The sequence below is a fragment of the Rhodococcus globerulus NBRC 14531 genome (assembly GCF_001894805.1).
GTDB lineage: Bacteria > Actinomycetota > Actinomycetes > Mycobacteriales > Mycobacteriaceae > Rhodococcus_F > Rhodococcus_F globerula.
The window spans coordinates 117,883-129,575 of record NZ_BCWX01000004.1; the positions used below are offsets into that span (position 1 = coordinate 117,883).

The window sequence follows — 11,693 nt, forward strand, 5'->3', positions numbered from 1 at the left end:
CCGATGTGGGAGCTACGCGACAAGGTCGCCATCGCCGGAATCGGATACACCGAGCTCACCCGCCGGTCCCCTCGCACACTGGCATCGTTGACTCTCGAAGCGGTCGACACTGCCATCGCCGACGCCGGACTGACTCGTAAGGACATCGACGGACTGGCAACCACGCCGACGATGCCCGTCTACGGCGGCGACAAGGGCACTGTCGACGGCATTGACGTCGTAACGCCAGGATTCCTCGGCCAGGCACTGCATATCCAGGACCAGTTGACGTGGATGGGCAATACCACCCCGATGGTCACGCATGCCGCTATCGACGCTGTCAACGCCCTGGCAGCAGGCGCGTGCTCGCACGTCATTCTCTATCGAGCACTCCACATGCCGGTCGGCCGCTACTCGAATTTCACCAGCGCATACGCGTCCGGGCGCGATCAGTATTTTGCGCCATACGGATTCTCGATGCCGGCGGCTTGGGCATCAACCGTATTTCGCCGTTTCCTCGATCTGCGGGGCGGGTCACGGGAGAGTCTGGCGAACTTCGCGGTGGACAATCGTGCCAACGCGCACAAGAACCCCCACGCGTTCTTCCGCGACAAGACACTGACACACGAGCAGTACCTGTCCTCTCGCATGATCGCCGATCCGATCACGATGCTGGACTGCGACATTCCGGTTGACGGAGCGGTCGCGATGGTTCTCACCCGCGCAGACCGGGCCCGAGATCTGAAGAATCCACCGGCCCTGGTGAGTGGCTACGCTGCCGGCACGCACGTTGGCGCTACCGGCGTGCCGATGAACCTGGAAGATATCCTCGCCGGGTGCGCACAGACCGGTGAACGGCTCTGGGCATCAACAGGGTTGACAGCTACCGACATCGATGTGGCACAGCTCTACGACGGTTTCAGCGTCTTCACCCATACGTGGCTCGAGGGTCTGGGGCTGGTTCCTTCCGGCGAGGCTCTTCGCTTCATCGACGACGGAAACGCCCGCCTTGACGGCACTCTGCCGGTGAACACCGGCGGCGGCTGCCTCGCCGAAGGGCGACTGCACGGCATGACACAGCTGACAGAGGCGGCATATCAGGTCACCGACCGCGGCGGCGAGCGGCAGGTGCCGGGGGCCTCGCGCTCGATCGTGACGGTCTCGAACGGCCTTGCCGGCTCCACCGCATTTGTCATCAGTCGAGAAAGCTGAACAAAGAACTCGGGAGGTGTTCTCCGGCAATAACTGTCGGAGAACACCTCCCGGGGCTATTCAGACTAAGCGTCGTACGCGCTGTCCGTCAGATCGAACTTCGCGCGAGCCTTCTCCTCGAGCGCCGGGATGTGATAGCTCGGGAACAGACCCTCCGCCGGCTCGACCCCACGCAGCAACTGCCGCGCCACGGCGATCTTGTGAATCTCGGTAGCGCCGTCGGCCAGCCCCATGTGGTAGCTCTCGATCAGCCACTTGCCCAACGGAAGTTCCTTGGAGACGCCAAGCGAACCGTGCAGCTGGACGGCACGCGAGGTGACGTCGAGAAGCACCTTCGGCATCGCAGCCTTGACCGCGGCGATGTCCTTGATCACCTTGCGGTAGTCGTTCTCCTGATCGATCTTCCACGCCGTACGCAGCACGAACAAACGGAACTGCTCGATCTGGATCCAGGAGTCCGCAATCATTTCCTGGACCAACTGCTTGTCACCCAGACGACTACCGCGCGTGGTCCGAGAGACCGCGCGTTCGAGCATCATGTCGAGTGAGGCCTTCACCAGTCCGACGGTGCGCATCGCGTGGTGGATGCGGCCACCGCCGAGTCGCGTCTGCGCTACCTCGAAGCCCTGGCCAACCCCACCGAGGATGTGGTCCTTGGGAATTCGCACATTCTCCCAGCGGGTGTACGCGTGCGTGCCGACCTCGTAGTCGTGACCCCAGACGCCGGTGTTGCGGACGATAGAGAGTCCGGGGGTTTCAGCCGGAACGATGAACTGCGACAGTCGCCGGTGGGGTTCCGCTTCCGGGTCCGTCACCGCCATGACGATGTAGAACGATGCAAATCGTGCGTTGGATCCGAACCACTTCTCTCCGTTGATGACCCACTCGTCACCGTCAAGAACTGCGGTGGTCTCGAACTCCACCGGGTTCGAGCCGCCCTGCGGCTCCGTCATCGCGTAGCAGGACACGATCTCGTTGGAGACAAGCGGCTCGAGATAGCGCTTCTTGATTTCCGGAGTGCCGTAGTGCGCCAGGATCTCGGTGTTACCCGAATCCGGTGCCTGACAACCGAAGACCACGGGACCACTGTGCGTGCGACCGATGATCTCGTTGAGCAAACCGAGCTTGAGCTGCCCGTAGCCCTGCCCACCGAGCTCCGCACCGAGATGCGTCGCCCACAAGCCCTTTTCGCGAACCTTCTGCTGCAGCGGCTTGATCAGCTTGTTACGCAGCGGATCCGACATGTCCCAGGCGTGCGTGATGACCCTGTCGACCGGCTCTACTTCTTCGCGAACGAACTCTTCGGCCCAATCCAGAACCTTCTGGTATTCCGGGTCGGTTTCAAAACCCCAAGACATCGCTATTCCTTTCGTGGAAGTGTGTGGTTTCGGCGCCGACGCACCGTGAACCTGGTGCTTCGAACTAAGCCTTGGCGATACGCCCGCCGTCCACCGGCAGCAATGCGCCGGTGGTGTAACTCGACGCGTCGCCGGCCAGGTACAGCGCAGCACCGACAATTTCGTCAGGATTTCCGGGGCGGCGCAACGGGTATGCCTGCATGCGCTCAGCCACCTGGTCCATGTCCCACGCCTTGCTGATGTCCGTCAGGAACGGGCCCGCCATGATCGCGTTGACACGAACCTTCGGCCCGTAGGCTTGTGCAAATCCCTTGGTGAGAATGTTCAACCCACTCTTCGCTGCAGCGTAGGGCAGGTCACCTGGAGTGGGGCGCTCAGCGGCAATACTGCTGATGTTGATGATCGAGCCGCCATCACCTTCGGCCATCCGCTTTCCGACCAGCGCGGTCAATCGGAACGGCCCCTTGAGGTTCACGGCCATCACCTTGTCGTACAGATCTTCCGAGATCTCGTCGAGGCTCGAGTACAGCGGCGACATGCCGGCATTGTTGACGAGGATGTCGACCTTGCCGAATTCTTCGTACGCGCGCTCCACCAATCCGTCCTGCGCCGCCCAGTCACCCATATGGCACGAAAAAGCGACCGCACGGCGACCGGTGGTCTCACGAACCTGCGTCGCCAATTCCTCACAGCTGTCGAGCTTTCGGCTGACGATCATCACGTCTGCCCCGGCTGCGGCAAAACCCAGGACCATTTCGCGTCCCAGTCCACGGCTTCCACCGGTCACCACGGCAACTTTGCCCTCGAGCTGAAGGTCCGACATGTCAGGGTCCTCTCCTTGGCAAGATCCATCTTGCACTGTGATTACTGCAGTTGTCTTTGGTTGGATTGCTATGGCGTCAGCGCAGTGGAACGACGGTCTTACCGGTTCCGGCGCCGTCGAGCATTCCCATGAAGCCGGCCCACGCACCGGCGATACCGCCCGGCACTGCGGTCTCCACCGGCCGAACGGCACCGGATCTGAGCCAGTCGCGCATCTCTTCCTCGAATTCAGGCCGCGCATCAAGATGATCTCGCAGCAAGAATCCTTCCATCCGCGCACGACGCCATACAAGCTTGATCAGATTACTGGGGCCGGGCTGCGGAGTCGCCGAATTGTAAATGCTGATCATCCCGCACAATGTCACGCGTGCATGATCGTTGAGCACCCGAATCGCTGCTTCGAGGTGATCCCCACCCACGTTGTCGAAGTAGACGTCCAATCCAGGCGCACCCAGATCGGCCAGTGCACCGCGCAAGAGACCACTGACGGACCCGCTGCGGTAGTCGAACACGGCGTCGGCGCCGAGTTCGCGAACCAGCGCTGCCTTGTCTGCAGATCCGGCACTACCGATCACTGTGCAGCCCAAAGCTTTTGCGATCTGCACGACCGTCGATCCGACAGCTCCCGCCGCAGAGGAAACGAAGACGACATCACCGGACTTCAACTGAGCGATCCGCCGTGCACCCACCCAAGCCGTCATGCCCGGAATCCCGAGCGGCCCGAGATGGTGGGAGGAAATCCCGCTGCCGGCATCGACAACAGTGCACTCGCCTTCCGGCACCAGCGACTGTTCTCTCCAACCGTAGTCGTGAACCACCATCGCTCCGACCGCAATCGCATCCGAGGACGACGCGGTTACCCGCCCAACGGTGGGAGCCCGCATTGCCTCACCAAGAGCGTACGGTTCCGCGTACGTCGATCGCTGCGCCATTCGGCCTCGCATGTACGGCTCCACCGACATGACGTCGTTCTCGACTCGAACGAAACCAGGACCCGGCTCGCCGACCTCCGCTGAAACCAGCTCGACGTCAGTGTCGTTCGGCTGACCGTGCAGGTATCGCACCAGTCGCCATTCCCGACTGAGCACAGGTCCGGCCGCGGTCACCGCGGCGCCATCCGAATGCCTCCATCCAACCGAATGACTTCACCGTTGAGCATCGGATTCGACACGATATGCGCGGCGAGCGAACCGAACTCGTCAGGTGCGCCCAACCGACTCGGGTGTGGCACCTGCGCGCCCAACGATGCTTTTGCCTCGTCGCTCAAACCGGCGAGCAACGGCGTGTCGAACAGACCAGGAGCGATGGAGACGACGCGAATTGCGTGCGACGCCAGATCGCGCGCCAATGGGAGAGTCATGCCTGCGACGGCGGCCTTGGACGCCGAGTAGGCTGCCTGACCGATCTGACCGTCGAATGCGGCGACCGATGCAGTATTGATGATGACCCCGCGCTCTTCGCCCTCGACATCGTTGCGCACCATACGTTCTGCTGCCAGGCGTGTCACATTGAACGTTCCGAACAGGTTGATCGAGACGACGCGGGTGAAGACGTCCATCGGGAAAACACCCTGACGTCCGACAACTCGCAGCGAACGACCGGTGCCTGCGCAGTTGACCGCCACCCGAAGCTCACCGAAGGAATCCGCGATATCGAGAGCGGCCGCGACGGCAACCTCGTCGGTGACGTCGGCAGCCGCGAATCGAGCGCGCTCACCCAGTTCCTCAGCGACCGCCGCACCATTCGAGGTCGGCAGGTCGAGCAGGACAACCTTGGCACCCTGATCCAGCAGTGCTCGTGCTGTGGCGAGCCCCAAACCCGAGGCGCCGCCCGTGACGAGAGCGACCTTGTCATTGACCTTCATGATGTGAATTCCTCACCGTTGCAAATTGTGTAGACGAGATTGGTCGAACGCGGGGTGCAGATCAGATCCGCTCGATGACGAGAGCGTTTGCCATACCGCCGTGTTCACACATGGTCTGAAGTCCGTAGCGACCACCGCTGCGCTCGAGATGGTTCACCATCGTGGCGAGCAACCGAACTCCCGAGGCGCCAATCGCGTGACCGAGGGAAATGGCACCGCCGACGGGGTTGACCTTGGCCAGATCCACATCGAGTTCGCGGGCCCAGGCCAGCGGAACCGACGCGAAGGCCTCGTTGACCTCGAATGCGTCGATGTCGGCAACGGACAGGCCGGCGCGCGCCAGCACCTTGGTGGTGGCCGGAATCGGCGCTGTCAGCATGAACAGCGGGTCATCGCCGGCCACCGCAAAATCCACGAACCGCGCGCGTGGCGTCAAACCGAGTTCCACGGCCTTTTCTTCGGACATGATCAGGGTCGCTGCAGCCGCGTCGGTGAGCGGCGAGGAGTTACCCGGAGTGATCATCCAATCGAGTTCTCCGAAGCGGGTATTCGCCTCGTCGGTACGGAACGACGGGTTGAGCTTGCCGAGACTTTCCATCGTGGTGGTGGGGCGGACTGTCTCATCGGTGTCGCGGTGGACTCCGTCGACCGCGACGGCAACAATCTCGTTGGCATAGTCGCCGGCAGCAGCGGCAGCAGCGGCACGCTGATGCGACAGCAGTGCGTATTGGTCGACATCGTCACGGGTCAAGCCCCACTTGCGGGCCACCAGTTCAGCCGAAATACCCTGATTGACAAAACCTTCCGGGTATCGGGCGGTGACCGCGTCTCCCTGCAGATCCTTGCCCATCGAGGCTGTGCCCATCGGGATTCGACTCATCGACTCGACGCCACACGCCACTGCGACGTCGTAAGCCCCGGACATGACGCCCTGAGCGGCGAAGTGCACAGCCTGCTGGCTGGAACCGCAAGCCCGCGTGACGGTGGTTGCCGGCACCGATTCCGGAAGCCCGGCGCCGAAGACAGCGTTACGGGTGAGATTGCCCGCCTGCTCCGATGCCTGGCTGACACAACCACCGATCACATCGTCGATCAGTGCGGGATCGAAGTCGTTGCGTGCGACGAGCGAACGCAGCGTGCTGGCCAGCAGATCCACCGGATGCAATCCGGACAGCGCTCCACCGGGCTTGCCGCGACCCGAAGGGGTACGGACGATATCGACGATCACGGCGTTACGCATGGAGCCTCCAGAATGGAAAGAGAGTATGGCGGGGTGTCAGAGATGAGGAGTCGTGATCTGGGCTGCCAGATCACGACGGACAAGCTTGCCGGTCGCGGTCTTGGGCAGCTCGTCGACGAAGACGACTTCGTCGGGAGTGCGCGATCCACGCAGGCGAGCGCGGCACCAGTCACGGATTGCCTCGGGATCGGGAGTGTCGTTGCCCTTCAAGACAATCACCGCACAGATCCGCTCGCCCCATTCGTCATCGGGCATACCGATGACAGCGGTTTCCTGAACCGACGGATGGTGAACCAGCACGTCTTCGATCTCAGCCGGTGCAATGTTCTCACCGCCGCGGATGATGGTGTCGTCGGCACGGCCTCCGATATAGAGGAACTCACCCTCCACACGGGCTTGGTCCCGAGTCGGGAACCATCCCTGTCCGTCGAGTGCAGAGCCCTTGCCCATGTATTCGCCGCTGACCTGGGCACCGCGCACCCACAGCAGACCGGTCTCGCCGTCACCCAACACGTTATCGGCTTCGTCGCGAATCTCGACCTCCATACCGGGCACGATGCGTCCGACAGAACCCAATCTGCTGCGCAAAGCCGGATCAGCCAGCGCCTCACGATGGTCCTCCGGGCCGAGAACCGCGATGGTGGAACTGGTTTCGGTCAGACCGTAGGCGTTGACAAAGCCGGTCTGTGGGAAGGCTGCAAGCGCGTTCTCAAGGACCGGCTGCGGCATCCGCGCACCGCCGTAGGCCAGTGATTCGAGTGCCGGAGTTTCAGCCGGGGCGCCGTCGAGGTGCTGCACGACGCGGGCCAGCATTGTCGGCACGACCATAGCGCTGGTGATCGATTCCTCGCGCACCAGATCTAGCCAGGACCGCGGCGTGAAATCAGGTAGGTGAACCATCCGTCGCGCGGAATAGACGTTGCTGAGCACCGCTCCCATGCCGGCGATGTGATACGGCGGGGTACTGACCAGCGTCGCCTGTTCCTCACCGGCAGAACCGAACTCGACAGTATTGAGCAGGTAGGACAACAGATGTTGGTGCCGTAGCAGCACACCTTTGGGGGCGGACGTTGTACCACTGGTGAACAGAACGATCGCCGTCTCGTCGTCCGCCGCCGGTACCGTCTCGGTTGCCGGAGCTGCTCTGGCCCGAGCCGTGAACTCGTCGGTGGTCAGCACAATAGGAGCGGCACCGGCGAGATTGTCTCGGAACGCCGCATCTGCCACGACAATCGGATCATCCAGTTGCGCAATGAGTTCGATCAGCTGATCGGTGGCGAGGCGATAATTCAACGGAGCAAAGCGCACCCCCGCCCTCGCGGCCGAGAAGACCAGCAGCGGCAGCGCCGCACTGTTGACGCCGACAAAGACCAGGTCACGTGCGCCCAGCTCCCGGAGCACTGTGACACCGCCTGCAGCTGCGTCACTGAGCTGCCGGTAGGTCATGCCGTCGCTGCGTCGCCCGACCGCCAGCCTGTCCGGATACACCGATGTCGCCATATCCAGAGCCATTTCGATACCCATTGCACCCACTCGGTAGTCACTGATTTATCGACAGTCACGCTTCGAGCGGTCCCACGACCACCCTGCACAGCGTTTTCATACGAACCATAACAAGAGATTTACCCGTTGTGAAGCGGATCATGACAATGGTATACATCAATAGGGGTTCGCGACGTTTGCACGAGCCCGGCCGCACTCAACAAAAGAGGCTTTTGCAATGGCACAGACGTCGCTACGTCCGAAGAAAACCGCACTACTCGTCGCCCAGCGCATCGTCTCCGACATCGCCCGTGGTGGGAACAGAATCGGCGACCGGCTCCCCCTGAGCACCTCATGCTCGAGCAGTACGGCGTCGGCAGGGGCGTACTACGCGAATCCCTGAGATTCCTCGAACTACAGGGCGTGATCTCACTGAAACCGGGTCCGGGCGGCGGTCCGGTAGTGCAGCATCCCGACAGCAGCGTCCTGGCCACTGCCCTCACACTGCTCCTTCAGTTCGAGAACGCACCGTTTCGTGCCATCGTCGAAGCTCGCACCGCACTCGAACCGATGATGGCCCGGCTGGCCGCAGACCGGATGAGTGACGCGGAAATCGCCGAGCTGAAAAACAACGTCGACAATGCGCGGCTGAATGTGAACGATCTGCAGATCTTCCACGACGAGATCGAGCGGTTTCACGACATCGTCGCCAGGGGCTCCGGAAATCAACTCTTTGCTCATCTGATCAACGCACTCCTCGGCATCCTCGATGGAACAGCCATGGGAATCGAGTACCCGGAGACGCATCGACTTGCCAGCTGCAGAATCCACGAAGACATCTACGACGCCATCGCCGCCCGCAACTCGGAAGCCGCCCAAGAACTGATGAACGCCCACATCCAGGCACACGCCAAGTACACCGAGTTCAAGTTCAAGGACGTGCTCGACTCCCCGATTCAGTGGAACAAGCTCGCCTGACGGGGCAGCCACAGAAACACGAGTGCCTTCGAAAGAGGTGTACCTCTTCCGAAGGCATTCGTGTTTCTTGCTGGGTTCAGCAGGCCTTCCAGACCGGAGAACGTTTCTCCGCGAAGGCAATGGGCCCTTCCTTGGCATCTTCGCTGCTCAGTACGGAGTGCCATTCAGCGTTCGACATTTCCCACATCTGCGCCTCGTCGACACGTTCGCCACCGACCACACCGTAGGCAACACGCTTGCTCGCTTGCACGGAAAGTGGCGCGTTCACGGCGATACGTTGCGCCAAGGCAAGCGCGGTCTCCACGACAGAACCGTCAGCAGCTATCTGGTTGATCAGGCCACATTCGAGCGCCTTCGCCGACGAAATCGGATCGCCGGTGAACATCATCTCCATTGCCAGGCGGTGGGGAATCTGCGCGGGCAACCGGAACATGCCACCTGCACCAGCGATCAAGCCCCGCTTGACTTCCGGCAACCCGAATGTCGAACTCTCGGCTGCCACAATCAAGTCGGCGGTGAGCGCCAACTCCGTTCCACCGCCCAGCGCAGCGCCGTTCACAGCGGCGATAACCGGCTTGCTGATGAAATTCTTGACGAATCCCGCAAATCCCCAGTGCTCGTTGCCGGGAGCATGAACGCTCTCACCGCGCGCGATGGCCTTGAGATCCGCTCCGGCACAGAATGATTTGTCACCAGACCCGGTGAGCACGACAACCCGGATCTCGGGATCGTTCTCCGCTTCCACGAGGGCTCCGCCGACAATTGCGCTGACCGCCGCATTGATCGCGTTACGCGCGGCCGGTCGGTTGATAGTGATGAGAAGTACGTGACCTCGACGCTCGACAAGTGCGTCGGCTTCTTCGGACGTAGTGGGCTCGATGTGATTGCTGCACATGGGAATGTTCCTATCCGTCGGGATGCGTCAGCCGGAGGCGACCGGGGCTGTGCCCGTCGCGCGGTGCTGGGAGAATCGCCACAAGGCAGGCCGGATGATTCCGACCTGCCTTTTAGGGCCCGACTATTCCCATGTCCCCCAACCGGTTCAATTACCGGAGGTCTTCACGCCCGGTTGGGGCATCGGTTCGGGCCCGCTCGGCTGCGCATGAGCCTATCAGGACATACCAACATCATCACGCCCGAGTTGGACGAGATAGAGACGGCCACACCTTCTTTGACGGAGGCGGTCAGGGACTTACGACTGTGCGCAGTTCCCGCTTCAACAGCTTCCCACTTTGATTCCGGGGAAGTTCCTCCACAAATCGAATGTGTTTGGGCACCTTGAACGGAGCGATCTTTTCCTTCACGTAGGCGATCAACGCCTCCGGTGTCATGGCGTCCTGACCGTCCTTGAGAACGACGATTGCGGTGATCGCTTCGATCCACTTCTCGTCAGGTGTTCCGATGACGGCAACTTCGGCAACACCGGGATGGGTGTAGATGGCGTCTTCGACTTCACGGGATGCGACGAGAATGCCGCCCGTGTTGATGACGTCTTTGATGCGGTCGACGACGGTGATGAACCCTTCACTGTCACGCACGACGAGGTCGCCGGAGTGGAACCAGCCGTCGCGGAAGGCTTCTGCGGTTGCTTCCGGGTTTTCCCAGTAGCCATTGCAGAGTTGCGGTGAACGGTAGAGAACCTCACCGGAGACACCGTCCGCAACATCGTTACCCTCGGCGTCGACAACACGGGTTTCGACGAAGAACACTGCCCGACCGCACGACGACGGCCGATCCGCGTGCTCGCCCGGCTGCAGAACTGCTGCCAGAGGGCCGATTTCGGATTGTCCGAAGCAGTTGTAGAAGCCGATGTCGGGGTAGCGCTCGCGCAGACGGTTCAGCACGGTGACCGGCATGATCGACGCACCGTACTGCGCCTTCTTCAGCGACGACAGATCCCGGGTGTCGAGATCGGGATGATTGGCCAGCGGCACCCAGACGGTAGGAGCGAGGAAAAGTGAGCCGATCTTGTCGGCTTCGATGCGGCGCAGAATCTCGGGGATGTCCGGTGCCGCCATCACGTTGACCGTCGCACCGACGGACAGGTACGGAAGCATGAACACGTGCATTCCCGCAGAGTGGTACATGGGCATGCAAATCAAGGGGTTATCTGCCTTGTCGAGCCCGAGCGCGATCACCGACGACACGTACTCGTAGACCAGAGCGGCGTGAGTCATCATCGCGCCCTTGGGCTTCGACGTCGTTCCCGACGTGTAGAGCAACTGCGCAAGATCCGTTGACGAGGCCCGTGGTGGGAAGTGCGGAACTTCTCCGGCAGTGCTGACGGCGACCACTGAATTCGCGTCGTCACGCAGCGGCACAACGTGGTCGATATCGAGATCGCCGCGCACCGAGTCCAACGTCGGCAACAATGCCGGATCCACCAGAACGGCCCGAGCGCCGGACTGCGCAACCAGGTAGCGCAGTTCATCACCCTTGAGCGCGTAATTCACCGGAACATGGACCAATCCTGCCCGGCAACACGCGAGGAACCCGATGACATACGCGTCGGAGTTGGTTCCGTACGCGGCCACACGATCGCCGTGCTCCAAGCCGAGGTCGACGAGGTGCGCCGCGACCCGCGTTACCGCCTCGTCGAGTTCTTCATACGTGCGCGAGCGATCTTCGAAAACAATGGCCACCCGATCGGGGTACTTGGCTGCCGAGCGCCGAAGCACTCCGTCGATGGTGTTGGTACGCGGGTCCAGGCTCATGAACGATAGATTATCGGACGTCCAACTAATGCGAAAGGGCTCGG

The 11,693-nt window shown here is 61.7% G+C and carries 11 protein-coding genes; 3 read left to right on the forward strand and 8 right to left on the reverse strand.

Features of this window, described 5'->3' with window-relative positions; genetic code table 11:
• Nucleotides 1–3 precede the first annotated feature (3 nt).
• The gene (locus RG2_RS21050; protein WP_033233361.1) at nt 4–1,191 is read left to right on the forward strand and encodes a thiolase C-terminal domain-containing protein; all 1,188 of its coding nucleotides are present in this window, start codon (nt 4–6) and stop codon (nt 1,189–1,191) included.
• A gap of 65 nt (nt 1,192–1,256) precedes the next feature.
• Here the strand turns inward: RG2_RS21050 and RG2_RS21055 are convergent, their stop codons facing one another.
• From RG2_RS21055 to RG2_RS21080, 6 genes are all read right to left on the reverse strand, one after another.
• Nucleotides 1,257–2,549 carry an acyl-CoA dehydrogenase family protein gene (locus tag RG2_RS21055; RefSeq protein ID WP_033233366.1) on the reverse strand — a complete coding sequence of 431 codons (1,293 nt, stop codon included), beginning with the start codon at nt 2,547–2,549 and terminating at the stop codon, nt 1,257–1,259.
• Nucleotides 2,550–2,613: 64 nt separating this feature from the next.
• Nucleotides 2,614–3,372 carry an SDR family NAD(P)-dependent oxidoreductase gene (locus RG2_RS21060; protein ID WP_033233369.1) on the reverse strand — a complete coding sequence of 253 codons (759 nt, stop codon included), beginning with the start codon at nt 3,370–3,372 and terminating at the stop codon, nt 2,614–2,616.
• 76 nt (nt 3,373–3,448) lie between these two features.
• Nucleotides 3,449–4,477 carry an NADP-dependent oxidoreductase gene (locus RG2_RS21065; protein ID WP_033233371.1) on the reverse strand — a complete coding sequence of 343 codons (1,029 nt, stop codon included), beginning with the start codon at nt 4,475–4,477 and terminating at the stop codon, nt 3,449–3,451.
• Nucleotides 4,474–5,235: a 3-hydroxyacyl-CoA dehydrogenase gene (locus RG2_RS21070; protein WP_033233373.1), complete on the reverse strand. Its 762-nt coding sequence runs from the start codon at nt 5,233–5,235 to the stop codon at nt 4,474–4,476. Before RG2_RS21070 ends, RG2_RS21065 begins: the two co-directional genes overlap by 4 nt.
• A 61-nt stretch (nt 5,236–5,296) precedes the next feature.
• Nucleotides 5,297–6,475 (reverse strand): thiolase family protein, encoded by a 1,179-nt coding sequence (locus RG2_RS21075; protein ID WP_033233375.1) that lies wholly within the window; start codon nt 6,473–6,475, stop codon nt 5,297–5,299.
• A gap of 36 nt (nt 6,476–6,511) precedes the next feature.
• On the reverse strand, nt 6,512–7,999 hold the full coding sequence (locus RG2_RS21080) for a class I adenylate-forming enzyme family protein (protein WP_033233377.1): 1,488 nt from the start codon (nt 7,997–7,999) through the stop codon (nt 6,512–6,514).
• A 196-nt stretch (nt 8,000–8,195) separates the two neighbouring features.
• Here RG2_RS21080 and RG2_RS32385 point away from each other — a divergent pair, with 196 nt between their 5' ends.
• Together RG2_RS32385 and RG2_RS21085 are read left to right on the forward strand one after the other, a co-directional pair.
• Nucleotides 8,196–8,360: a hypothetical protein gene (locus RG2_RS32385; protein WP_230590080.1), complete on the forward strand. Its 165-nt coding sequence runs from the start codon at nt 8,196–8,198 to the stop codon at nt 8,358–8,360.
• 20 nt (nt 8,361–8,380) lie between these two features.
• Nucleotides 8,381–8,935, forward strand: coding sequence for a FadR/GntR family transcriptional regulator (locus RG2_RS21085; RefSeq protein ID WP_230590081.1), 555 nt, complete (start codon nt 8,381–8,383; stop codon nt 8,933–8,935).
• A 76-nt stretch (nt 8,936–9,011) separates the two neighbouring features.
• Here RG2_RS21085 and RG2_RS21090 read toward each other — a convergent pair whose 3' ends face one another.
• A complete protein-coding gene (locus tag RG2_RS21090) occupies nt 9,012–9,830 on the reverse strand; it encodes a crotonase/enoyl-CoA hydratase family protein (protein WP_051730400.1) in 819 nt (272 codons plus the stop codon).
• A gap of 289 nt (nt 9,831–10,119) precedes the next feature.
• A complete protein-coding gene (locus tag RG2_RS21095; RefSeq protein ID WP_033233379.1) occupies nt 10,120–11,649 on the reverse strand; it encodes an acyl-CoA synthetase in 1,530 nt (509 codons plus the stop codon).
• Nucleotides 11,650–11,693 lie beyond the last annotated feature (44 nt).